The 21,254-nt window shown below is 64.1% G+C and carries 25 protein-coding genes; 12 read left to right on the top strand and 13 right to left on the bottom strand.

Annotated features, from left to right (window positions below):
- Window positions 1-29: 29 nt before the first annotated feature.
- A complete protein-coding gene (locus MESAU_RS14595) occupies window positions 30-932 on the bottom strand; it encodes a LysR family transcriptional regulator (protein ID WP_015316796.1) in 903 nt (300 codons plus the stop codon).
- A 95-nt stretch (window positions 933-1,027) separates the two neighbouring features.
- Here MESAU_RS14595 and MESAU_RS14590 point away from each other — a divergent pair, with 95 nt between their 5' ends.
- Together MESAU_RS14590 and MESAU_RS14585 are read left to right on the top strand one after the other, a co-directional pair.
- Entirely contained in the window at window positions 1,028-1,912 is an 885-nt protein-coding gene (locus MESAU_RS14590) for an aldo/keto reductase family oxidoreductase (protein ID WP_015316795.1), read from the top strand.
- A 141-nt stretch (window positions 1,913-2,053) separates the two neighbouring features.
- The gene (locus MESAU_RS14585; protein ID WP_015316794.1) at window positions 2,054-2,827 is read left to right on the top strand and encodes a pseudouridine synthase; all 774 of its coding nucleotides are present in this window, start codon (window positions 2,054-2,056) and stop codon (window positions 2,825-2,827) included.
- 17 nt (window positions 2,828-2,844) lie between these two features.
- Here the strand turns inward: MESAU_RS14585 and MESAU_RS14580 are convergent, their stop codons facing one another.
- Together MESAU_RS14580 and MESAU_RS29630 are read right to left on the bottom strand one after the other, a co-directional pair.
- Complete coding sequence (locus MESAU_RS14580; RefSeq protein ID WP_015316793.1) at window positions 2,845-3,246, bottom strand: hypothetical protein; 402 nt, start codon at window positions 3,244-3,246, stop codon at window positions 2,845-2,847.
- A gap of 100 nt (window positions 3,247-3,346) precedes the next feature.
- Window positions 3,347-3,760: a hypothetical protein gene (locus MESAU_RS29630; protein ID WP_015316792.1), complete on the bottom strand. Its 414-nt coding sequence runs from the start codon at window positions 3,758-3,760 to the stop codon at window positions 3,347-3,349.
- 401 nt (window positions 3,761-4,161) lie between these two features.
- On the opposite strand from MESAU_RS29630, the gene MESAU_RS14570 reads away from it, so the two are divergent.
- A complete protein-coding gene (locus tag MESAU_RS14570; RefSeq protein WP_015316791.1) occupies window positions 4,162-4,563 on the top strand; it encodes a VOC family protein in 402 nt (133 codons plus the stop codon).
- A gap of 268 nt (window positions 4,564-4,831) precedes the next feature.
- Here the strand turns inward: MESAU_RS14570 and MESAU_RS14565 are convergent, their stop codons facing one another.
- Window positions 4,832-5,413, bottom strand: a complete 582-nt coding sequence (locus tag MESAU_RS14565; protein ID WP_015316790.1) for a histidine phosphatase family protein — start codon at window positions 5,411-5,413, stop codon at window positions 4,832-4,834.
- A 171-nt stretch (window positions 5,414-5,584) separates the two neighbouring features.
- On the opposite strand from MESAU_RS14565, the gene MESAU_RS14560 reads away from it, so the two are divergent.
- Entirely contained in the window at window positions 5,585-6,034 is a 450-nt protein-coding gene (locus MESAU_RS14560; RefSeq protein ID WP_015316789.1) for a universal stress protein, read from the top strand.
- 37 nt (window positions 6,035-6,071) lie between these two features.
- Here the strand turns inward: MESAU_RS14560 and MESAU_RS14555 are convergent, their stop codons facing one another.
- A complete protein-coding gene (locus MESAU_RS14555; RefSeq protein ID WP_015316788.1) occupies window positions 6,072-6,983 on the bottom strand; it encodes an AraC family transcriptional regulator in 912 nt (303 codons plus the stop codon).
- A gap of 205 nt (window positions 6,984-7,188) precedes the next feature.
- Here MESAU_RS14555 and MESAU_RS14550 point away from each other — a divergent pair, with 205 nt between their 5' ends.
- Complete coding sequence (locus MESAU_RS14550) at window positions 7,189-7,755, top strand: DUF308 domain-containing protein (RefSeq protein WP_015316787.1); 567 nt, start codon at window positions 7,189-7,191, stop codon at window positions 7,753-7,755.
- A 32-nt stretch (window positions 7,756-7,787) separates the two neighbouring features.
- Here the strand turns inward: MESAU_RS14550 and MESAU_RS14545 are convergent, their stop codons facing one another.
- Window positions 7,788-8,486 carry an RES family NAD+ phosphorylase gene (locus tag MESAU_RS14545; RefSeq protein WP_015316786.1) on the bottom strand — a complete coding sequence of 233 codons (699 nt, stop codon included), beginning with the start codon at window positions 8,484-8,486 and terminating at the stop codon, window positions 7,788-7,790.
- Window positions 8,480-8,890 (bottom strand): MbcA/ParS/Xre antitoxin family protein, encoded by a 411-nt coding sequence (locus MESAU_RS14540; RefSeq protein ID WP_015316785.1) that lies wholly within the window; start codon window positions 8,888-8,890, stop codon window positions 8,480-8,482. The genes MESAU_RS14545 and MESAU_RS14540 overlap by 7 nt, the downstream gene beginning before the upstream one ends.
- Window positions 8,891-9,174: 284 nt before the next feature.
- Here MESAU_RS14540 and MESAU_RS14535 point away from each other — a divergent pair, with 284 nt between their 5' ends.
- Window positions 9,175-10,059 carry an AraC family transcriptional regulator gene (locus MESAU_RS14535; RefSeq protein ID WP_041163392.1) on the top strand — a complete coding sequence of 295 codons (885 nt, stop codon included), beginning with the start codon at window positions 9,175-9,177 and terminating at the stop codon, window positions 10,057-10,059.
- Window positions 10,060-10,123: 64 nt separating this feature from the next.
- Here the strand turns inward: MESAU_RS14535 and MESAU_RS14530 are convergent, their stop codons facing one another.
- The 6 genes from MESAU_RS14530 to MESAU_RS14505 all read right to left on the bottom strand — a co-directional run bounded on the left by MESAU_RS14530 (window position 10,124) and on the right by MESAU_RS14505 (window position 14,614).
- Window positions 10,124-11,557 (bottom strand): aldehyde dehydrogenase family protein, encoded by a 1,434-nt coding sequence (locus MESAU_RS14530; protein WP_015316783.1) that lies wholly within the window; start codon window positions 11,555-11,557, stop codon window positions 10,124-10,126.
- A 151-nt stretch (window positions 11,558-11,708) separates the two neighbouring features.
- Window positions 11,709-12,092 (bottom strand): ACT domain-containing protein, encoded by a 384-nt coding sequence (locus tag MESAU_RS14525; protein WP_015316782.1) that lies wholly within the window; start codon window positions 12,090-12,092, stop codon window positions 11,709-11,711.
- A 16-nt stretch (window positions 12,093-12,108) separates the two neighbouring features.
- The gene (locus tag MESAU_RS14520; RefSeq protein ID WP_015316781.1) at window positions 12,109-12,573 is read right to left on the bottom strand and encodes a GNAT family N-acetyltransferase; all 465 of its coding nucleotides are present in this window, start codon (window positions 12,571-12,573) and stop codon (window positions 12,109-12,111) included.
- Between the two features lie 269 nt (window positions 12,574-12,842).
- On the bottom strand, window positions 12,843-13,832 hold the full coding sequence (locus tag MESAU_RS14515) for an aldo/keto reductase (RefSeq protein ID WP_015316780.1): 990 nt from the start codon (window positions 13,830-13,832) through the stop codon (window positions 12,843-12,845).
- Window positions 13,833-13,834: 2 nt separating this feature from the next.
- On the bottom strand, window positions 13,835-14,176 hold the full coding sequence (locus MESAU_RS14510) for a carboxymuconolactone decarboxylase family protein (protein WP_015316779.1): 342 nt from the start codon (window positions 14,174-14,176) through the stop codon (window positions 13,835-13,837).
- 42 nt (window positions 14,177-14,218) lie between these two features.
- Window positions 14,219-14,614 (bottom strand): (R)-mandelonitrile lyase, encoded by a 396-nt coding sequence (locus MESAU_RS14505; RefSeq protein ID WP_015316778.1) that lies wholly within the window; start codon window positions 14,612-14,614, stop codon window positions 14,219-14,221.
- A 145-nt stretch (window positions 14,615-14,759) separates the two neighbouring features.
- Here MESAU_RS14505 and MESAU_RS14500 point away from each other — a divergent pair, with 145 nt between their 5' ends.
- The 6 genes from MESAU_RS14500 to MESAU_RS14475 all read left to right on the top strand — a co-directional run bounded on the left by MESAU_RS14500 (window position 14,760) and on the right by MESAU_RS14475 (window position 21,244).
- A complete protein-coding gene (locus MESAU_RS14500; protein WP_015316777.1) occupies window positions 14,760-15,653 on the top strand; it encodes a LysR family transcriptional regulator in 894 nt (297 codons plus the stop codon).
- Window positions 15,654-15,716: 63 nt separating this feature from the next.
- Window positions 15,717-17,156: a PAS domain S-box protein gene (locus MESAU_RS14495; protein ID WP_015316776.1), complete on the top strand. Its 1,440-nt coding sequence runs from the start codon at window positions 15,717-15,719 to the stop codon at window positions 17,154-17,156.
- Window positions 17,157-17,267: 111 nt separating this feature from the next.
- On the top strand, window positions 17,268-17,654 hold the full coding sequence (locus MESAU_RS14490; protein WP_015316775.1) for an ester cyclase: 387 nt from the start codon (window positions 17,268-17,270) through the stop codon (window positions 17,652-17,654).
- A 126-nt stretch (window positions 17,655-17,780) separates the two neighbouring features.
- Complete coding sequence (locus tag MESAU_RS14485; RefSeq protein WP_015316774.1) at window positions 17,781-18,842, top strand: YeiH family protein; 1,062 nt, start codon at window positions 17,781-17,783, stop codon at window positions 18,840-18,842.
- Window positions 18,843-18,967: 125 nt separating this feature from the next.
- Window positions 18,968-20,017 carry a helix-turn-helix domain-containing protein gene (locus MESAU_RS14480; RefSeq protein ID WP_015316773.1) on the top strand — a complete coding sequence of 350 codons (1,050 nt, stop codon included), beginning with the start codon at window positions 18,968-18,970 and terminating at the stop codon, window positions 20,015-20,017.
- Window positions 20,018-20,194: 177 nt separating this feature from the next.
- Window positions 20,195-21,244, top strand: a complete 1,050-nt coding sequence (locus MESAU_RS14475; RefSeq protein WP_015316772.1) for an alpha/beta hydrolase family protein — start codon at window positions 20,195-20,197, stop codon at window positions 21,242-21,244.
- Window positions 21,245-21,254 lie beyond the last annotated feature (10 nt).

Here is a 21,254-nt window from a genome sequence, read left to right as displayed (position 1 = left end):
TCGAAGGAGCCAGGCCGTCGCGCCCCCCCTCACCACCGCATCCCGTCGACAAAATCGATGAATGCCCGCAGCGGCGCTGGCGTCAGGCGGCGGCCGGGGTAGTAAAGGAACGGACCCGAGAATTCCTGCCACCAAGGCTCCAGCACGGGCTCGAGCCTGCCATCGTCGAAATAGGGGCGCAGCCAGTCCTCGAACAATGAGACGATACCGCCGCCGTCGACCGCCACGCTGACAGCGAGGTCCATCGCCGTGCCGGTGCTGACCAGCAGCGGGCCGGTCGGGTCGACGCTCACCGTCTCGCCGTTGCGTTCGAAGTCCCAGGGCGGCATGGAGCCGCTGGCGAAGCGGCCGCGCAGGCAGGCGTGATCGAGCAGGTCGCGTGGATGGCCGGGCCGGCCGCGCCGATCGAGATAGGCCGGTGCGGCGGCGGTGGCGAAGCGCTGCCGCCGCGGGCCGATCGGCACCGCGATCATGTCCTGCTCCAGCCGTTCGTCATAGCGGATGCCGGCATCGCAGCCGCTCGCCAGTATGTCGACGAAACTGTCCTCGGCGGTCACTTCGACGCGGATGTCGGGATAGGCCGCGAGGAAGGGCGGCAGAAGGCGCGGCAGCACCAGTTTCGCCGCCACCACCGGCACGTTGAGCCGTAGCGTGCCGGCCGGACGGCCGCGAAACCCGTTGACCACGTCGAGCGCGGCCTCGACCTCGCCGAGCGCCGGACCGAGCCGCTCCAGCAGGCGCGCGCCGGCTTCGGTGGGCGCGACGCTGCGCGTGGTGCGGTTGAGGAGCCGCACGCCGAGCCCGCTCTCCAGCCGTCGCACCGTCTCGCTCAGGCTGGAGGCGCTGAAGCCGGTCGTCCGCGCCGCCTGCCGAAACCCGCCGGCGCGCGCCACCGCCATGAATGCCTGGAGGTCACCCAGATCCGATGCCATTGTTCACCTTTCCGCACAGCCTGTGCCGATTGCGCCATATTATCGCGCGGGCGGGGACTGTCTATATCGAGCCGATCCAAAGGAGATCGAGACCCATGACCGACATCAGCAAGGCCGGAACTTTCAAGCTCGGCGACCGCACCGTGAAGCGCCTGGGCTATGGCGCCATGCAACTGGCCGGACCCGGCGTCTTCGGCCCGCCGAAGGACCGCGACGCGGCGATAGCCGTGCTGCGCGAGGCCGTTGTCAGCGGCGTCGACCATATCGACACATCGGATTTCTATGGTCCGCACGTTACCAACCAGATCATCCGCGAGGCGCTGCACCCCTATCCCGCGGACCTCACCATCGTCACCAAGATCAGTGCGCGGCGCGGCGCGGATGCTTCGTGGATCCCGGCGATGTCACCGCAGGAGCTGACGCAGGCCGTGCATGACAACCTGCGCAATCTCGGGGTGGATGCGATCGAGGTCGTGAACCTGCGCTCGATGCATGGCATCCACGGGCCCACCGAAGGCTCGCTCGAGCCGCAACTCGACACGCTCGCCGAACTGCAACGCCAAGGACTTGTGCGCCATATCGGCCTGAGCAACGTCACCCGCAAGCAGATCGCGCAGGGACGCGGCATGGCCGACATCGTCTGCGTGCAGAACCAATACAACATCGCGCATCGCCAGGATGACGCGCTGATCGACGAGCTTGCCGCCGACGGCATCGCCTATGTGCCGTTCTTCCCGCTCGGCGGCTTCACGCCGCTGCAGTCGAGCACGCTTGCCGACGTCGCGCAAAAGCTCGGCGCTACCCCCATGCAGGTGGCGCTCGCCTGGCTGTTGCAGCGCTCGCCCAACATCCTGCTTATCCCCGGCACCTCGTCGGTCGGGCATCTCAGGGAGAACCTGGCGGCGGCCGAGCTTAAGCTGCCGGCGGATGCCGTCCAGGTCTTGAACGGCATAGCAGGCGAGACCGAGCAGGCTGCGTGACGCGTCGAAAGGCCCCTTGCCGGATATACCATTGCTGTTTGGCCGCTTGCCGCCGGGGGCCTCGATGCGGCCTCGGCGGCAGCTTGCTAAGCTGACGCTGCCCATGGCATCTGTCCTATACCACGGATCGACCCAAGCAGCATGGCAGCACGACCACCACCGCCCGGCAGGCCGCCACCCGGCAAGCCACGCAGCGCCGGCCCTCCCGGCGTCAGCCTGAACCGCGCGCTCTCAAAACTCGGCCTGTGCTCGCGCACGCAGGGCGAGGCGCTGATCGCGCAAGGCCGCGTGCGCGTCGGCGGCAAGGTGGTGCGCGATGCCGCGCTGCGCGTCGACATGAACCGCGACAGGATCGTCGTCGATGGCGTCGAGGTGGTTGCCGAGCGCAAGGTCTATCTGATGGTGAACAAGCCGCGTGGGCTGGTCACCACTCGCCACGACCCGCTCGAGCGCGACACCGTCTATGCCTGTCTCGAAGGGCTCGACCTGCCCTTCGTTTCGCCGGTCGGCCGGCTGGACAAGGCCAGCGAAGGCCTGCTGCTGATGACCAACGACACACGCTTCGCCAACCGGCTGATGGACCCGGCCTCGCATCTGCCCAAGACCTATCACGTGCAGGTCGCCACGGTGCCGGATGAAACGCTGCTGGACAAACTCCGCGCGGGCGCCACCATCGACGGCGAGGCCTTGGCGGCCAATTCGATCGAATTCCTGCGCAGCGGCGGTCGCACGGCCTGGCTGGAGATCGTGCTCGACGAAGGCAAGAACCGCCACATCCGCCGCCTGCTCGCCGCTCACGGCATCGAGGTCAAGCGCCTGATCCGCGTCGCCATCGGCCGCCTGCCCCTCGGCGACCTCGCCAAGGGCGCCGCGCGGCACCTCACGCCGGAGGAACTGGCGCTGCTGGCGCAGTGAGTGGGCGACGAAGCCCACTATTCGACGTTGATGCTGACGACGGTCTGATGGGCATTGCCCATATAGGTGTGGACCGAAAACGTGACCTGGTCGCGCCCCTTGTATCCGGGGTTCGACCGGTAAAACCCCTTGATGCCGTCCACTTTGTGGGCATTGCATTTCCAGCGCTCGTTCGATTTGCTGAAACCGGTATAGAGCTTGGCATGCACGAGCCTGATCTTCCCGTGGCTTGGGCCCGCGACGATCCTGACATCGTTCGCGCCGGCACTGGAACAGTCGGCATTCAGGCTGGCATCCCTGAAAATATAGATCTCCTGTCCGGAGAGCGCCACCTTTCCATAGCTTTCCGCCGCCGCCGGCCAGGCGGCACATCCCAGAACCGCCAATGCCGTTATCGCACCTGTCGTCCGACGCTTCATTTCAACGATCCTCCTGCTTGTGCGATTTAGGGCAATTCCAGGAAAAGTGCGTAATGGTTTTCCGTCCGGAATTGCGTAAAACAAAGCGTTCGGGCGAGCACTACTCCACCTTGATGTTGGTGACGTATTTGAACGCGTCGCCGTCATAGGTGTGAACCGAGATCGTCACCTGATCCCAGCCCTTGAAGCCAGGGCTCGACCTGTAAAGCGCCTTGATGCCATTCACCTTGTGGGAATTGCATTTTGCCCGGTCGTTCGACTTGTTGTAATGCGTAAACACCCCGTCATGGACGAGTTTTACATTTCCGTGGCTTGGACCCGAGACCACCCTCACATCGTCCCTGCCCGCGCTGGAACAATCCACGTTCAGGCTCGCTCCGCCGAAGAAATAGACATCGCGGCCCGAAAGCGCTGTCTTTTGGGAGGTGAACATGCGGTTGGAAGCAGCCGCCGGACTAACCGCAAAAGCCAGAAGCGCCAGGCCGGCCATGATGCTTGTCGCGCGGTGAGACATGTTTTTTCCCCCGTTTCAGAAATTTCCCACCGGCGATTTTATGACGGCACAAATCCAGGCTCAAATCACGGAAACAGCCATACCAATCAATTCATGGTTATCAGAACAAAATCGAGTAAAGGCCCGGCGATCGCCCTTATCAACACTCTGCCGAATGAAATGGAGTATTCCTGTCGAAACAACGCCATGAAAATCGTCAAGCCATAAACTTTGCCAAGAACAGATTGCCGATTGCGCTGTTTGACACCTGCCGATGATTTCTCCCTCGCGCCGTCCAGGAGTCGCTCAGGCCCGAATAGACCATCGCACCCCCCTCTCCTGACAGAAAGCTGTCAGGAGGCCTGGGCTATGCATCGGCTGGGAAGCCCGGCCCGGGCTTCAGCGACCAAGGAACCTAAGCGATGAATTTCGTCTCAGTCCGCATCATCACATCGGATGTCCAGCGCCTCGTGCGCTTCTACGGTGAGGTCACCGGCATGCCGGTGACGGTCTATACCGAAGACTTCGCCGAACTGACGACGCCAGCCTGCACGCTGGCGATCGGCAGCACGCGCACCTTGATGCTGTTCGGCGGCGACATCGCCCGCCCCGCCGACAACCACACGGCCATCCTCGAATTCCGCGTCGGCGACGTCGATGCCGAATTCGCCCGGCTGTCGGACCTCATCAAGAGCACGACCGTGCAGCAGCCGACCACCATGCCCTGGGGGAACCGCTCGCTGCTGTTCCGCGACCCCGACGGCAATCTGGTGAATTTCTTCCAGCCCGTCAGCGCCGAGGCGATCCGGAAGTTTGACAGATAGAGACGGTCGGGATTGGCTAGGGTTTGGAATTGCCGAAGCCTCCCCGCGTTCGTCATCCCAGGGCGGAGCAGCCGCGAAAGCGGCGTCGCGGAGACCCTGGGATCCATGCCGCGATGCTGGCCGTGGAGTGCAGCGGAGCAGATTCCGCACCGTGGCCGCGCTCGGAGGTCGCGGCATGGATCCTCGGGTCTGCGCCGCGTCGCTACGCTCCTTGCTCCGCCCGTGGATGACGAAAAGACGGCGCTTCCGCGCCGAGCCGGTGCCCGCCCTACTTCCCGTTCCACTTGCGCACGACCGGCTCGCCGAAATCATGCTCGTAGCCGAGCACGCTGATGCTGGCCGTGTCGAGCACGAACAGCGCCCCGCCTTCCGGCGGCAGGCCGAGCCAGCGGGCGGCCAGCACGCGCAGGAAGTGCGCGCTGGAAAAGATCAGTATGTCGGCATTGGCCTTGCGCAGGCGCTCGATGATCCTGTCGGCGCGGATGCCGACATCGGCCGCCACCTCACCTTGCGGACAGCCGTCGCGAAACACTGTCCAGCCCGGCCGCTCGGCCAGGATCTCTTTCGTCGTGCGCCCTTCATAGGCCCCGTAGTCCCACTCCTGCAGATCGTCCATCTTGACGCTTGTCGCGCCAAAGCCGGCAAGCACGCTGGTGTTGTAGGCGCGCTGCGAGGGGCTCGACCAGACGGCTGAGAACGTTAGGCCTTTCAGCCGCTCCGCAACACCCCGCGCGGCCGCCTCGCCGGCCGGCGTCAGCGGCATGTCGGTGCGCCCGGTATGCTGCCCCGAAAGGCTCCACGCCGTCTCGCCATGCCGGACCAGATGGATCTGCGGAAACGCGTTGCTCATGGGATGCCTTTCGAAGTCGGCGGCACCTTAGAGGACGATGCGGCAAAGGGGAATCCGGGGTACTGGCGAAACCTCGCCTGGCCCTGATTCCCGCCGCATTGGCACAATGATTGAGCGTGCGGCATAACTATCTCTGCTGGATAGTCATCAGGCACGACAGGCAACACCATCATGTACAAACATCTGCTCATCGCCACCGACGGTTCTGACCTGGCCGGCAAGGGTGTCGCCCAGGGCCTCACACTGGCCAAGGGCATCGGCGCCGCCGTCACCTTCGTTACCGTCTCGGAACAATTCCCGATCTTCGCCTGGGGCGGCGCCATGGCCGGCTATGCCGCCGGCGACGAACTGGTCACCTATCAGGAGGAAGCGCGCCGCTATGGCAAGGAAGTGCTCGACAAATGCAAGGCATCCGCCGATGCCGCCGGCCTGTCCGCCACGCTGGTCCATGTCGAGGACAAAAGGCCGGCCGAAGCGATCCTGGAACTGTCGCGGGCGCAAGGCTGCGACCTGATCGTCATGGCCTCGCACGGCCGCCGTGGCCTCGGCAGGCTGCTTCTGGGCAGCCAGACGGCGGAAGTGCTGTCCTACACCGAGATCCCGGTGCTGGTGGTGCGGTAGCGGCCGCAACCCGATATTTTCAAGCTGGCGCCATCGGTCAGCGCGGTTTCACCGGTGCGGCTTCATTCGCCAAGGCATATTCAACCCGTGGCGGATGCCCGAAGAGCTGTTTGTAGGCGCGGCTGAAGGCGGCTTCGGACTCGTAGCCGATGCGCAAGCCGATCTCACCCACGCGTGCGTCTCGCCTGGCCAGCAGATCGCGGGCCAGGCCCAGCCGCCATTCATTCTGGTAGCGCAGCGGCGAGCGCCCGACGAGCGCGGCGAAACGCTCGCAGAAGCTGGAACGGGACATGCCGGCTTTGTCGGCCAGTTCATTGATGCTCCACCGCTGCAGCGGCCTTTCGTGAATGGCTTTCAGGGAACGGGCGATGCGTGCATCCGAAAGCCCGCCGAGCCAGCCCGTGGCGCGTCCTTCATGCACCCAACTGCGCAAGGTGCGGATGACCATGAGATCGATGATGCGGGAAATCATCAAAGCCGCCCCGGGCTGGGCGTCGCTGGTTTCGACCATCAGGAAAGGCAGCATTCCATCGACCCACCCTGCCCCCTGGGCACGCTCGATATGGATGCATCGTGGCAAGGCGAAGATCATTCCCCGCAGGCTGTCAGGATCGAACCAGAAGCGGCAGGCGACGATCGCCACCTGCGGATGCGACGCCACCAGCCGCAACGTGCCGGGACCGCGAGGCAGGAGCACGAGGTCGCCGGCCTCTATGACGACAGGGGCCTGATCCCTACTCTCCATGCGCAGCGCGCCGACGGTCACCACGACGATATGGGCTTGGCCCTCGTCGAGATCGAGTTGCTCCGCCTGTGCCAGCGTGCGTGAGAAAACCTCGTCGCCGGTAAGCCTGATCTGCGCCAGCACATGCGAGAGAAGGTCCCCGGAGACACCGGCACGCGGCCCTCCATCCGGAAGAATGGTCAAATTTTCAGGCGATTCCATCATGGATGCGGCCGGCCGGCTCCCCTACATTCCTTACGACGATAGCGCATTTTCGTGCTGATTATGCGCCGTTTTTTTCTTGGATCAAAACCAATCCCGCAGCCAAGGCTGCGAGAACGGGCTGTTCCAATCATCCAACTCGGCGAACGTGGTTCCAAATCGATCAAACGGGTCAATCGCCGTCCAACCAACGAGACAGGAAATTCCAATGAGCACTCAAACCATTCAGGCGCCCGGCGCCCCATCGCAGTGGCTGAAGTCCTATTATTTCCTCCGGGCCGGCTTTTCGGTCGCCTGGGTGGCGGCCGCCTTCACCCTTGGCAAAAGCGCGCCGCCGGTCTCCGCGCTACTCCTGGTCGCCTACCCCTTGTGGGACGCTGTCGCCAATATTCTGGACGCGCAGCGCAGCGGCGGCCTGAAAGCCAATCCCAGCCAGGCGCTCAACGCGGTGGTCAGCACGATCACGGCCATTGCCGTCGTCATCGCACTCGGACAGGGCCCGCACGCGGTTCTGGCGGTGTTCGGTGCGTGGGCGGTTCTCGCCGGCCTGTTCCAGCTTGCGACCGGCGTGCGCCGTTGGCGGGCAGGCGCGCAATGGGCGATGGTGCTGAGCGGTGCGCAGTCGGCGCTGGCCGGTGGCTTCTTCATCAAACAGGCAATCGGCACCGCGACGCCTGGCATCACCGACATCGCGCCCTATGCCGCGTTCGGTGCCTTCTATTTTCTCGTCTCGGCCGTATGGCTGGCCGTCACGCAGGCACGCAAGGCTACGTAAAGGCTGGGACTGGTCGCCGCGGCCGCCTTCGCTCACACCACTTCCAGCACCTTGCCCGTGTCGTGCTGGCGCACGAAATCGACGCGGCCGCCGTCCCAGTGGTAACTGTAGTGGCGGCCCTGCACAGGGACACCGATGACGTTTGGCCAGAAGATGCCGATGCACTCCCCATCGGGCATGCGCACGCTGTTCCACACCAGCCCGTCGCTGCCGGCGGCCCGCAGCGCCCGCCCTTCCGCCTGCGACGCCGTGTAGTCGTCGGGATCGAGCACGCCGGGCACGGCGTTGACGTCGTCGAGGTCGCGATCGACGCTGCCGATCAGCACGCGGAAATCGGCCGTCCAGCCGGGCGCCTCGTTGGTGGCGCGCATGAATTTCTGGTGATGGTGGATGGTTTCGGCCAGCGCCACGTCCTCGCTGTCGCCGGCATAGTAGATGCCGTAGCTGCCGTCCGAAAAACGGCCGGGCCGAAGGACGGAACAATGCACGAAAGGCGCCATGACGAAGCTGGCGCCAGGGCCGGAAACCCGCCTTGCGGCCGGCACCTTGCCGAGATCGCCAAGCTCCAGCCGGATGCGCGGGTTGGTCTTCTCCTCGACGGCGGCGAGCGCCTCCCAGTCGCGCGGATCGGCGATGTCCTCGAACAGATCGATCGGCGGATGGATGGAGCGGATGATGCGATAGGTCTGGGGCCAGTGGACGCGGCGCCGGACCGCGAGCCCACTCACCATGCACCACGCTCCGCGTCGAGCCATTCACGCATCGCCGCGAGATCGGAAATGTCGCCGCGCAGCATCACGTCGAGCGCCGACTGCCCGCCGAAGGTGGCATTGGGCTTGCGTATCCAGGCATAGCCGCGCGCCGGCTCGGTGAAGAGGTAACGCAGCCCCTTGTGGATGCCCATCAGATGCGCCATGCGGGTGCGCAGGTCGCGGTCGATCCGGCCGATGCCGCCCTCCTTCCACCGCGCCCAGGTGCGCGCCGAAATGCCGCCAAGCAGGACGCAGGCCTCGAAGTCGGTGAGGTTCCAGGCCTTGAACAGGTTGACCGTGGTGCGCGCCAAAGCGCCTGCCTCTTCATCCGAAATGGCTGAGCCGACCGTGGCCGGTGTGGCGGTGATGGCTTGAAGCTGCATGTTTAGACCTCGCTAATTGGCAGATATATAGCATGTATATGCCAATTGGCAAGGCGGGGAGCCATTGCCAGTGAAGACCGCACTGATGGCGATTAGATGGTCCGAACAATGTTGCATCAACAATTACGGTCGAATTTCCCGGTAGTTGGATTTCCAACTAAGGTCGCGCGTGCCCCTAAACGGTCCTTGGCGCCCGGTTCCGCGACCCGTGACAAACCGCAAGATCGGTCGAGCGCGTCATGTCCGCATACGCTTTAGCTGGTGCTGCCACGGAGAACGGAATGATGAAGGCGGCGCTTCAAAACTACCATGCCCGGATGCAGAGAGTGTTGGATCATATCGACCAGCATTTGAACGGCAATCTGGACCTGGATGCTTTGAGCGGCATCGCGGCATTTTCCAAATACCATTTCCACCGGCAGTTCACGGCGACCTTCGGGCTGTCCGTTCATCGCTATGTCCAGCTTGCCCGCATGAAGCGCGCTTCATACCGGCTGGCCTTCAGGGATGCCGAAAGCGTCACTGACATAGCGATGGATGCCGGTTACGATGCACCGGACGCCTTCGCCCGCGCCTTTCGGCAACGGTTCGGGCAGTCTCCTTCATCGTTCCGGAAGTCGCCCGACTGGGCACCGTGGCTTGCGGCCTTCGGGCCTATGGACAATGCAAGGAGCAAGCTCATGCACATTACCTATGACCACGACGACGTGACGATCCGCGATGTGCCCCCGACGCCGGTGGCGATCATGGAACATCGAGGCGACCGGGCGACACTCGGCGACACCATCCAGCGGTTCATCGCCTGGCGCAAGGCCGCCGGCCTGTCGCCGGAGACGAGCCCGACTTTCAACGTCTTCCGTTCCGAGAGGATGCCCGCCAACCCAGCCGATTACAGCATGGACCTGTGTGTCGGGACTGACCTGCCGATCGACGCTGATGACGGGCAAATGATGGCTGGCGTGATCCCCGGCGGACGCTGCGCCGTGTTGCGCGTCGTCCACAATACCAATAACCTGGAGTCAGCCGCGCTCTACCTTTATCGCGACTGGCTTCCTGCCAGCGGCGAGGAAGCGCGTGACTTCCCGATCTATTGCCAACGGCACTTTTCGATGTTCCCGAATGTGCCGGTGCCTGATGTGGTCTGCGAATTGTTTCTGCCGCTGAAATAGAGCCTTCTGACGGGACCTGTCCCTTCTGACCGGGCCGGCGTTGCGCCGGCCCGAAAGTCCTGCACTACTCCGCCGCCTCGTACCCCGCGATGCCCTTGATCTCGAGGAAATCCTCGAGCCCGTATTCGGCGTATTCGCGGCCGTTGCCCGACTGCTTGTAGCCGCCGAAGGGCAGGCCGGCGTCCCATTGGGGATAGTTGATGTAGACATTGCCCGAGCGCATGCGGGCCGCGACCTCGCGCGCCTTCTGTAGGTCCTTGGCCTGGATGTAGGAGGCAAGGCCATAGACGGTGTCGTTGGCCTGCTCGACAGCCTGCTCGACCGTGTCGTAGGGCAGGATCGCCAACACCGGCCCGAAAACCTCCTCGCGCGCGATGCGCATGTCGTGGGTGACGTCGGCGAACACGGTCGGCCTGACATAGTAGCCGCGATTGAGTTCGGCAGGGCGGCCGGGGCCGCCGGCGACCAGCGTGGCACCCTCGTCCATGCCGCTCTGGATCAGGTCCTGGATCTTATCGAACTGGACCTGGCTGACGACGGGGCCGAGCTTGGTGTTGGCGCCGTCGGCTGGACCGACCGTGAACTTTTCCGCCGCCGTCCTGGCATATCCCGCGGCCTCGTCGTGGCGGTCGCGCGGCACGAACATGCGCGTCGGCGCGTTGCAGGACTGGCCGCTGTTGCTGAAGCAGCCGGCGACGCCCTTGCTGACGGCGGTGGCGAGGTCGACATCCGGGAACAGGATGTTGGCCGACTTGCCGCCAAGCTCCTGATGCACGCGCTTGACGGTGTCAGCGGCGGCCTTGGCCACCAATATGCCGGCTCGCGTCGAACCGGTGAACGACATCATGTCGATGTCGGGATGGCTGGACAGCGCCTGGCCGACGCCAGGGCCGTCGCCATTGACGAGGTTGAACACGCCCTTCGGCACGCCGGCCTCGTCGATGATCTCGGCGAAGATGATGGCATCGAGCGGCGCGATTTCCGACGGCTTCAGCACCATGGTGCAGCCGGCGGCGAGTGCCGGACCGACCTTGCAGGTGATCTGGTTCAGCGGCCAGTTCCAGGGCGTGATCAGGCCGACGACGCCGATCGGCTCCTTGACCACGAGATGGTTGCCCTTGACGTGGCGGAACTGGAAATTCTTCAGCGTCTCGGCCATTTTGGCCAGATGCGCCAGGCCGATGCCGACCTGGCTGTCGAGCGCCATCTGGCGCGGCGCGCCCATCTCGCGCGACACGGCGACCGCCAGGTCCTTGCTGCGCTTCTTGTAGACCTCGATGACGCGGTTGAGGATGTCGAGGCGCTCCTCGACCGAGGTGAAGCCATATGTGTTGAAGGCGCGCTTGGCGGCGGCCACCGCCTTATCGACATCGGCCCTGGAGCCGAGCGAAATCCGCGCGAAAGCGTCCTCGTTCGATGGATCGATTACGTCGAGCGTGTCGGGCACGACAGGATCGACCCACGCGCCATCGATGTAGAACTGCAGATCGTGTGACATGGTCTCTCCTTGGGGTGCCGCATGGCCGGTCAGGCCGTGATATCTGGCTAGAAATAACGATGCGCGAACGGCGCTGTCAAACGCAATCCCCGAACCGGTTGAGCCAGCGCGGCAGTGGTTGAGCCAGACGGCCAGACCAGCGATGAGCGGACTATAGCAGCGTATGCCCGGCTTCGCCCAGCAGCCGTGTTGCCGCCGGCCGGTCCTTGTCCTTCACCAGCAGGTGGTCGCCATCGAAGGTCGATACCAGGAAGATGCCCAGCCCGTTTTCCGACAGCGGCCTGATGACGGACAGCACGATGCCGGTTTCGTCGAACGCGAACGGCCCCTGCAATTTGAAGGCGACCCAGTCGCGGTCATGCTTGACGGCATCGGGCACGCGATCCTGAAGGCAGGTGATCGAGAGCTCGTCGTCGGTCCTGGTGATGCTGACGAAACCTGGTCCGTCCGCCCAGCCAGGAATACCGTCAGCGGCTTGAAGCCGCGAAATCGCGTAGAGCCCGGACAGTTGCTTCAGCGTTATCCTCGCAGCCATCGTCGCGCTCCGATCGTCATGTCAACCTCTTGCTCATATAGACCGTCACCCCATTCATGAACGGCTCTTCCCGGTCGACCGTATAGCCGTGCCGCTTGTAGAGCGACACGTTGGCTTCGAAGGCGCCGTTGGTCAACAGGCGAAGCTCGTTGCGGCCCGCCTCGCGCGCCTTGATTTCCGCACGCTCCAGCAGGAGGCGGCCGATACCCCTGCCCTGCGCTTCCGGCGCGACGCAGACGTTCTCGATCCACAGGTGATCGTCGGCCAGCGTGGTCTCGATCATGCCGACGATGCGGCCGTCCTCGACGGCGAGGTCGAACGGATGCTCGGCGACGGCCTTTTCGTAGTCGGCGCGCATCGGCAGCGGCTCGCGGCCGATCACCGGCACCCATTTGGCATAGGCGGCACGCACAATGTCGCGGATGGCGGCGGCATCGGCGGGTTCGGCCGGCCGAAACCGGATGGCAGACTCGATGATCATGACAGTGCTCCAGGCATGAAAAACCCCGCCGGCTGTTGTCGCGGGCGGGGCTGGAAACGAGCGAAGCGGATTTATCCTGCCGGCCTTTGTCGTCGCGCAATCAGCGTGCCGCTCCACGCTGGGCGGAAGCGGCGTCGCTTGGCGATGACGGGCGCGGGAACGAACATCGCGGCAAGCTGGAGCAGCAACGGTCCCGCGTCAAGACACCGCCTCGGCCTGTCATTGGGCCAAACCGTCGGCAACGCCTTGGCCTGATACGGCTGGGACCCTCAGCGATCGATCCTCGCCGCCTGTTGCGGGGAGTATCGTTCTCCCTGGACGGCAATCGCCGAGACCGCGTTCTCGATATCGCGAAGATCGTCCGCGGTCAGGGCAACGGCGAGAGATCCGATGTTTTCCTCAAGGCGGTTTAGCTTGGTCGTGCCTGGGATGGGAACGATCCAGGGCTTGCGCGCCAGCAGCCAGGCAAGCGCGACCTGTGCCGATGTCGCGTTCTTGTCAGCCGCGATCGCGACGATGGCGTCGACCAGTGCCTGGTTTGCCTGGCGGGCTTCCTCCGTGAACCGCGGAACGCTGTTGCGGAAATCGTTGGCATCGAACGTCGTCCCGGCGTTGATGGCGCCGGTGAGGAAACCCTTGCCCAGCGGACTGAAAGGCACAAAGCCGATTCCCAGTTCCTCGAGGACCGGCAGGATCGCCTCCTCGGGTTCACGCCACCAGAGTGAATATTCGCTCTGAAGCGCGGCGACCGGCTGCACCGCGTGAGCGCGGCGGATGGTGCGCACGCCCGCTTCCGAGAGGCCGAAATGCTTCACCTTGCCTTGGCTGATCAAGTCCTTCACCACGCCAGCCACCTCTTCGATCGGCACGACCGGATCGACCCGATGCTGGTAGAGAAGATCGATGTAGTCCGTCCTCAGCCGCTTGAGAGAGGCCTCGACGACGTCGCGAATATGCTGCGGCCGGCTGTCCATGCCCTGGTGTCCGGCCGCACCGGCGATGTCGATGCCGAATTTGGTGGCGATCACCACCTGGTCGCGGATTGGCTGCAACGCCTCGCCGACGACCTCTTCGTTCCTGAACGGTCCGTAGACCTCCGCCGTGTCGAAGAAGGTGACACCGCGCTCGAATGCCGCCCGGATCAGACGGACCGCATCCGGCGTCTTCATCGGCTGCCCATATGACTGGCTCATGCCCATGCAGCCAAGGCCGATGGCCGAGACTTCGAGGCCGCTGTTTCCAAGTGTGCGCTTTTGCATCGTCAGTGTCCCTTCTTCTCGGCGTCGGCCTGTTCGAAGACCTTGCGGGCGATGCCGATCGCGGTGCTTGCCGGCGGCCATCCAGCATAGAAGGCAAGATGCGTGATGGCCTCGATGAGCTCGTCATGGGTCACGCCATTCTCGAGCGCCCGCTTCATGTGGAACGGCATCTCGTTGATCCGGTAGCCCGAGACCAGGCTGGCGACGGTGACGAGGCTGCGGTCGCGCGGCGAGAGGCCGGGGCGTTTCCAGACGTCGCCGAAAAGCACCTCGTCGGTATAGGTGCCGAGTGCTGGAGCGATGTCGGAAAACGGGCTTTTGGGAGGCGCTGGGGCATGGGTCATGAGGATCTCCTTCTTGTGTCGTCGGTGGGCGAGGCCTGGTGGTCAAATCCCGTATTGTTCGTCGGTGACATGCTCCATCCAGTCGACGACCTTGCCGTCGAGCGCTTCGGCAATGGCGATATGGCTCATCGCCGTTGTCGGCGACGCCCCATGCCAATGCTTTTCGCCCGGCGCGAACCAGATGATGTCGCCGGGACGGATCTGTTGGATCGGCCCACCTTCGCATTGCACCAGACCGGCGCCCGACAGAACGATAAGCGTCTGGCCGAGCGGGTGCGTGTGCCAGGCCGTGCGCGCGCCGGGCTCGAAGGTCACGGTGGCCCCGCCGACGCGCGCGAGGTCGCTGCCCTTGAAGGATGCATCGATGCGCACCGCCCCGGTGAAATATTCGGCGGGCCCCTTCGCCGAGGGCTGCGAGCCGCTTCGTGTGATCTCCACGTTTTCCGTCCTTTCGTGATGCCGGGAGGACATTGCCGCCAGGCCAGGAGCGCCGGCTTGTTCGGCCGATTGCGTTCTATTTAGGGGCTGCGATGGTCATGAGTAGCTGCTATATCCGGCATGTACTTATGAGAGAAATTCATCAATGCCACGCGACAATCTGAATGAGTTGACCGCCTTCCTCGCCGTCGCGCGCGAGAAGAGCTTCACCAGGGCGGCGGCCAAGCTTGGCGTATCCCAATCGGCGCTCAGCCATGCCTTGCGCACGTTGGAAGAGCGGCTGGGCGTGCGGCTTTTGACCCGCACCACGCGCAGTGTCTCGCCGACCGAAGCCGGCGAACGCCTGGCCCGCACCGTCGGACCGAGGCTCGACGAGATCGAAAGTGAGCTCGCCGCCTTGAGCGCATTGCGAGAAAAGCCCGCCGGGACCATCCGCATCACCGCCGGCGAACATTCGGCCGACACGGTCCTGTGGCCAGCCATCGCCCGGCTGTTGCCGCAATATCCCGACATCCGGGTCGAGATCGTCGTCGACTACGGCCTGACCGACATCGTCGCCGGGCGTTACGACGCCGGCGTACGGCTGGGCGAACAGGTGGCGCGCGACATGATCGCGGTGCGCATCGGGCCGGACATGCGCATGGCGGTGGTCGGCTCGCCGGCCTATTTCGCAAGCCGGCCGAAGCCGCGCACGCCGCAGGACCTGACCGATCACAATTGCATCAACCTGCGCCTGCCGACCCATGGCGGGCTCTATGCCTGGGAATTCGAGAAGGCCGGACGCGAGCTGAAGGTGCGCGTCGACGGCCAGTTGGTCTTCAACACGGCGGGGCTGCGCATGAATGCCGTGTTGGCCGGCGTCGGCCTCGCCTATCTCCCGGAGGATCAAGTGACGGCGCATCTCGCCGATGGCCGGTTGTTGCGGCTCATGGCCGACTGGTGCCCGCCGTTTCCCGGCTACCACCTCTACTATCCCAGCCGCCGCCAGGCGACGCCCGCCTTTACGCTGCTGGTCGATGCGCTGCGTTATCGCGGCTAGCCTACGGGTCCAGGAACCAATTCAGCCGGACAGCGTTCACGGTGGTTAAATGGAACCTTGCGCATGACGGACCTGTCGAACAGTTCGACACTCGATCTATCCCATCAAATCCTCGATAATCTTCCTGTCGCCATCTACACGACCGATAGCGAAGGCAGGATCACCTATTTCAACCGGGCCGCGGCCGATTTTGCCGGGCGCGAGCCCGAGCTCGGAAAAGACCAGTGGTGCGTAACGCACAAGCTGTTCACGACCGACGGGCAGGTCTTGCCGCACGACCAATGCCCGATGGCCATTGCGTTGCGGGAGAACCGGCCGGTCAGAAACCAGTCGGCCATCTCGCAGCGTCCCGACGGCACGCGCGTGCCCTTCCTTCCCTATCCCACGCCGCTCCATGACGACCAAGGCAGGCTGGTCGGGGCCGTCAACATGCTGTTCGACCTCACCGACCGGCATCTTGCCGACGAGGCCAGGCATCATCTGTCGGCCATCGTGGAATCCTCCTTCGATGCAATCGTCAGCAAGGATTTGAACGGCGTCATCAAGAGCTGGAACTCAGGCGCCCAGCGCCTGTTCGGCTACACCGCCGACGAAGCGGTCGGCAGGTCCGTGACGATGCTGATACCCGATGACCACCTGGACGAGGAGCCGCGCATATTGGAGCGCATCCGCAAAGGCGAGCGGGTCGAGACCTACGAGACCATCCGCCGCCGCAAGGACGGCAGCCTAGTGCCCGTATCCCTGACGATCTCGCCCGTACGCAATGCCGTCGGCCGGATCATCGGCGCCTCCAAGATCGCCCGCGACATCTCGATAGCCAAGGAGAGCGAATATCGCATCCGCATGCTGATGCGCGAGGTCAACCATCGGGTCAAGAACCAGTATTCCGTCATCATCTCTATGATCCGCGAGACCAGCAAGAGGTCCTCGACACCGGCGGAGTTCGAACGCCAGGTGCGCGAGCGCATCATGGCGCTGTCGCTCTCGCACGACCTGCTGGTATCCGGCGACTGGCGAGGCGCGACGATTTTCGAGCTGCTCCTGGCACAAGCCAAACCGTTCGGCAACGAGGAACGGATTTCCATGGCTGGCCCTTCCCTGACGCTGAACCCCAATGCCGTCCAGTATCTCGGCATCGCCTTTCATGAACTGGCGACCAATTCCGCCAAATATGGCGTGCTTTCGGCCGCCGAGGGAACGATATCGGTGCAATGGAAGGTGAGCCAGGCAGGCGACCTGAAACGGTTCCAGCTGATCTGGAAAGAGCGCGATGGTCCTCAGGTGCAGAACATCGGCCATGGCGGTTTCGGCACCGTCGTGCTCCAGCGCGTCGCTCCAGCAGCTGTGAGTGGCACCGGCGTTCTCGAATATGACAGCCACGGCGTTACCTGGACCCTTGAAGCCCCCTTGTCGCAGCTCGAAGCCTCGGTCGACAGCGAGCACGTCGACCCACAGGCGATCGACGAGGTGATCGGTGGACCGGAATTCGAAGTCCTTCCCTGATGCCGCACTCGCATTCCGGTATCGCCGCTCTATGTCTTCCCCGAACAAGCATTTCTCGCCGTCCGGAACAGTCGTGGAAGACATGCGGTTGGCAAAGCACCGGAGCATGCTATGACCGATGAAGATCTTGCCAATAGCTATCGTGGTTACATCGCCTGCCTCAACGCCCAGGACTGGCGGAGCCTAGACCGCTTCGTACACCAGGAGGTGCACTACAATGGCGACCGGGTCGGCCTGTCGGGTTACCGCGACATGCTGGAGCGGGATTTTCGCGAAATTCCAGATCTCTATTTCGACATCCAGCTGCTGATCGCCGATACGCCTTTCATAGCGAGCCGCCTTCAATTCAACTGCACGCCGAAGGAAACTTTTCTTGGCCTGCCGGTCAACGGCAGGAAAGTGTCCTTCAGCGAGAACGTCTTCTACGAGTTTCTCGACGGCAGGATCAGGCACGTCTGGTCGGTGATCGACAAGGCGGCGATCGAAGCGCAGCTGTAGGCCGGCCCCTCAGCTTTCGAGGGGCTAAGACCGTTCGTAAAAATCGATCATTCTAACGAAAATAATTCGTTGGAAAGATGAGTGTTGGAATGACATTTCTCCGGCGTACTCGCACGGAGAATTGTATTGTCGTCCCTGACTCGCATCGCGAACGGTATTCCGAAAGGCCTGATTTCCGCCGATCTGGCCCAAGGTCGCAAGCGCCTCGATTCCCTGGCGAACGGCATCCTTCCCGGCATCGTGCTGGTGGCGATGATCACGGCCGTCGCCTTCTCGGCCCGCAATGTCTCCGGTTTCGCCCTGTTCAGCCCGATGATCCTGGCCGTCGTCGCCGGCATGATCTATTCCAACGTGCTCGGCACACCGGCGCACGCCAAGGCCGGCATAGGCTTTTCGCAAAAGCGCCTGCTGCGCTTCGCCATCGTGCTGCTCGGCTTCCAGCTGACGCTTGGCCAGGTCGTCTCGATCGGCACCGGCGGCGTCGGTGTCGTCGCGCTGACCCTTGGCGCCACCTTCGTCTTCACCATCACGCTCGGCCGGCTGATCGGCGTCGACGCCAAGCTCACCCAGTTGATCGCCGCCGGCACCTCAATCTGCGGTGCCTCGGCGATCGTCGCCACCAACATCGTCACCGATGCGCGCGACGAGGACGTCACCTATGCCGTCGCCTCGATCACCTTGTTCGGCACCATCGCCATGCTCGGCTTCCCGCTGCTGGCGCCGCTGCTCGGCCTCGACCAGCACGCCTTCGGACTGTGGGCCGGCGCCTCCATCCATGAGGTGGCGCAAGTCATCGGCGCCGGTTTCCAGAACGGCACCCAATCCGGCGAGATCGCCACCGTCGCCAAGCTGACCCGCGTCGCCATGCTTGCGCCGATGGTCATCGCGCTCGGCCTGATGGCGCGCCGCAAAAGTGACGACCAGTCGGCTGCACGCCCGCCCATGCCGTGGTTCGTCGCCGCCTTTGTCGCCGTCGTGGCATTGAACAGCCTGGTTACGATACCAGCCGAAGTGAAGCAGGCGGTAGTGCTGGCCACCACCATCATGCTCACCATGGGGCTGGCCGCCATGGGCCTGCAGGCGGACATTTCGCAACTGCGCTCGCGCGGCCTGCGCCCGCTGGCGCTCGCCTTCTGCGCCTTCCTGTTCATCGGCGGCTTCAGCTTGATGCTGGTGAAATTCGTCTGAGATGGGCTCGGCTCTGTCGCTGGAGCAATTCCAGAAAAAGTGCGGACCGGTTTTCCGAACGGCTCTAATTGGGAATCGAGACCACTTCGGCTAGGGTCCGTCTGTCAGCACAGAGCCCCCGACCCATGCCATTCGTTCCCCTGCCCTTCGTCGTCGCGCTGTTGCTGTTCATCCTGCTCTGGGTCGTCGCCAGGCGCGAGGATGAGGCGGCGCCCAACCTGCCGCTTCTTGGCCTGATCCTGCTTGCCGCGCTGCAATCTATTTTAACCGGCCTGCGCTGGGGTTATGGCATCCGCGAGGTCGGCTACATCGCTCCCGTCTCCGCCGCCATCATGCCCTCGCTGCTCTATGCTGGTGTCTCCAGGCTGGTCCGCACCAGCCACCGCCGGTGGCCGGCCTTGCTGATGCTCCACGCGGCGCCGGCGGCAATCGTCATGCTGCTGGTCATAGTGCGGCGCGACGCGGTCGACATGGCGCTCGTCGCAATCGACTTCATCTACGCCGCGGCCATCCTCTGGCTGTTGCGGTCCGGCGCGGATGGGCTTCGGCTGGCGCCTTTCGACGGCGCGGTGCCTGCCTACAGGGCCATCATCGCGGCGGCATTGGCACTGTGCCTGTCGGCCCTGGTCGACATGCTGGTATCCTTCGAGCTGGCATCCGGCCATGGCGACCGTGCCGCGACGATCATCGGCATCGCCAATCTTTTCATCCTCGTCATTGTCGGCGTGGCGGCGGCGGCGGCCAGCCAAAGCCATGTTCCCGGCACCCTCGCCGATCCGATAGACCAATTATCGCCGCCCGATGACGGCGAAGACGCCGACACGATCGCCAGGGTGAACGAGCTGATGCAGGAGAAGAAGCTCTATCGCGACGCCAACCTCAACCTTAACCGGCTTGCCCGGCGGGCCGGAATTCCGGCGCGGCAGATCTCGGCGGCCATCAATCGCGCGACGACCAGGAACGTCTCGCAATATGTCAACGAACACCGCATCGCCGAGGCCTGCCGGCTGCTCGGCGAAACCGGCCAGTCCGTCACCGAGATCATGTTCGCCGCCGGCTTCCAGACCAAATCGAACTTCAACCGCGAGTTCCGCCGCGTGACTGGCACGACCCCGCTCGCCTGGCGCGAGAAGAACGCGCGGGCGCCGTCCCTTGCGAGCCCCCTGAGCAGCTGAGCACGCCGCTCCGCGGCGACCGTACCAGATCGCGATTGTGGACGTCCTCGATCGCGATCGAGGTCGCGGGCGCCCCCGGACCCGGCGATACCGCGTCATCGAGACTGCGACCAAAGCTGCTGCCCGGAGACTTCGGGGGTTCCGGCGATGGCACGCTGTCGGAAAACGGAGACTTCAATGAGATTTCGAACCATGCTTTGCGCCATCATCGTTTCCACGCTGGCGCTGCAACATCAGGCCAATGCCGTCGATGCAGTCGGTGTTCGCCATGTTGCGGCCCGATCGCTGGAGCGCGGCAGCGATCTCGACGTCACCGTCTGGTACCCGGCAGAACCGGGCGGCGTGGCTGTCATGCTCGGCGATAGCCAGCTCTTCACCGGAACGTCCGCCGAGCGCGATGCGCCGGTATCTCCCGGCAAATTCCCGCTCATCCTGCTCTCGCATGGCGCCGGCCTGGCCGGCACCCCGCAAGCCCTGAGCTGGATCGCGGCGCCCTTGGCCAGACAAGGCTTCATCGTCGCCGGGCCCACCCATCCGGGAAATGGCGGAAAAAACAGGTCCGCCGCCGAGACGATGAAACTGTGGTTGCGCCCCACCGATCTCACGGCAACCCTGGACGCGATGGAAAACGAGGCCTCCTTCCGGGACCACATCGAGCAAGGCAAAGTGGGCGCCCTTGGCCTGTCCATGGGCGGCGGCACGGCGCTCGCCATTGCCGGCGCACGCGTCGACCCGAAGCTGCTGGCGGCCTATTGCGACACCGACTTGCTCAACGCCTCGCTTTGCGGCTGGGTGAGGCAAAGCGGCGTCGACCTCCACACCATGGATATGCGGCTCGCCGGCCGCGACAACAGCGACCGGCGCGTCCGCTTCGTCATGGCGGTCGACCCCGCGCCATCGGATGTCTTTGACGCCGGGAGCATTTCCGGCATCAAAATCCCGATCGACATCGTCAATCTTGGCCAGCCGGGAAAGATCCCCGCGACCGCCGATGCCTCGGGCATCGCCAAGGCGATCCCCAATTCCAGCTACGCGACGATCGGAGATGCCAGCCACTACAGCATGTTCGGCGAGTGCAAGCCCGGCGCGCCGGCGCTCATCATATCCCAAGAGATCGGCGACCCCGTATGCGACGACGGCGCGGGCCGGTCACGCGCGCAAATCCACGCGCAACTGATCGACATGGCGACCACGGCCTTCAGGCGCGCGCTGAAGGCAGCGCCCTGATTACGCTGCC

This window comes from Mesorhizobium australicum WSM2073 (assembly GCF_000230995.2).
Taxonomy (GTDB): Bacteria; Pseudomonadota; Alphaproteobacteria; order Rhizobiales; family Rhizobiaceae; genus Mesorhizobium; species Mesorhizobium australicum.
Note: the sequence above shows the minus strand (reverse complement) of the source record. Positions and strands in the feature narration are given on the sequence as shown.

What these genes read in the sequence shown, in the direction of transcription:
- MESAU_RS14580 (WP_015316793.1), bottom strand. Translation starts at nt 3,246, where the DNA reads ATGAAGCGTCGGACGACAGGTGCGATAACGGCATTGGCGGTTCTGGGA.
- MESAU_RS14540 (WP_015316785.1), bottom strand. Translation starts at nt 8,890, where the DNA reads ATGCAGCTTCAAGCCATCACCGCCACACCGGCCACGGTCGGCTCAGCC.
- MESAU_RS14565 (WP_015316790.1), bottom strand. Translation starts at nt 5,413, where the DNA reads ATGAGCAACGCGTTTCCGCAGATCCATCTGGTCCGGCATGGCGAGACG.
- MESAU_RS14585 (WP_015316794.1), top strand. Translation starts at nt 2,054, where the DNA reads ATGGCAGCACGACCACCACCGCCCGGCAGGCCGCCACCCGGCAAGCCA.
- MESAU_RS14550 (WP_015316787.1), top strand. Translation starts at nt 7,189, where the DNA reads ATGAGCACTCAAACCATTCAGGCGCCCGGCGCCCCATCGCAGTGGCTG.
- MESAU_RS14570 (WP_015316791.1), top strand. Translation starts at nt 4,162, where the DNA reads ATGAATTTCGTCTCAGTCCGCATCATCACATCGGATGTCCAGCGCCTC.
- MESAU_RS14515 (WP_015316780.1), bottom strand. Translation starts at nt 13,832, where the DNA reads ATGCAAAAGCGCACACTTGGAAACAGCGGCCTCGAAGTCTCGGCCATC.
- MESAU_RS14530 (WP_015316783.1), bottom strand. Translation starts at nt 11,557, where the DNA reads ATGTCACACGATCTGCAGTTCTACATCGATGGCGCGTGGGTCGATCCT.
- MESAU_RS14590 (WP_015316795.1), top strand. Translation starts at nt 1,028, where the DNA reads ATGACCGACATCAGCAAGGCCGGAACTTTCAAGCTCGGCGACCGCACC.
- MESAU_RS14595 (WP_015316796.1), bottom strand. Translation starts at nt 932, where the DNA reads ATGGCATCGGATCTGGGTGACCTCCAGGCATTCATGGCGGTGGCGCGC.
- MESAU_RS14560 (WP_015316789.1), top strand. Translation starts at nt 5,585, where the DNA reads ATGTACAAACATCTGCTCATCGCCACCGACGGTTCTGACCTGGCCGGC.
- MESAU_RS14475 (WP_015316772.1), top strand. Translation starts at nt 20,195, where the DNA reads ATGAGATTTCGAACCATGCTTTGCGCCATCATCGTTTCCACGCTGGCG.
- MESAU_RS14525 (WP_015316782.1), bottom strand. Translation starts at nt 12,092, where the DNA reads ATGGCTGCGAGGATAACGCTGAAGCAACTGTCCGGGCTCTACGCGATT.
- MESAU_RS14555 (WP_015316788.1), bottom strand. Translation starts at nt 6,983, where the DNA reads ATGATGGAATCGCCTGAAAATTTGACCATTCTTCCGGATGGAGGGCCG.
- MESAU_RS14490 (WP_015316775.1), top strand. Translation starts at nt 17,268, where the DNA reads ATGACCGATGAAGATCTTGCCAATAGCTATCGTGGTTACATCGCCTGC.
- MESAU_RS14500 (WP_015316777.1), top strand. Translation starts at nt 14,760, where the DNA reads ATGCCACGCGACAATCTGAATGAGTTGACCGCCTTCCTCGCCGTCGCG.
- MESAU_RS14495 (WP_015316776.1), top strand. Translation starts at nt 15,717, where the DNA reads ATGACGGACCTGTCGAACAGTTCGACACTCGATCTATCCCATCAAATC.
- MESAU_RS14510 (WP_015316779.1), bottom strand. Translation starts at nt 14,176, where the DNA reads ATGACCCATGCCCCAGCGCCTCCCAAAAGCCCGTTTTCCGACATCGCT.
- MESAU_RS14520 (WP_015316781.1), bottom strand. Translation starts at nt 12,573, where the DNA reads ATGATCATCGAGTCTGCCATCCGGTTTCGGCCGGCCGAACCCGCCGAT.
- MESAU_RS14545 (WP_015316786.1), bottom strand. Translation starts at nt 8,486, where the DNA reads ATGGTGAGTGGGCTCGCGGTCCGGCGCCGCGTCCACTGGCCCCAGACC.
- MESAU_RS14535 (WP_041163392.1), top strand. Translation starts at nt 9,175, where the DNA reads ATGAAGGCGGCGCTTCAAAACTACCATGCCCGGATGCAGAGAGTGTTG.
- MESAU_RS29630 (WP_015316792.1), bottom strand. Translation starts at nt 3,760, where the DNA reads ATGTCTCACCGCGCGACAAGCATCATGGCCGGCCTGGCGCTTCTGGCT.
- MESAU_RS14480 (WP_015316773.1), top strand. Translation starts at nt 18,968, where the DNA reads ATGCCATTCGTTCCCCTGCCCTTCGTCGTCGCGCTGTTGCTGTTCATC.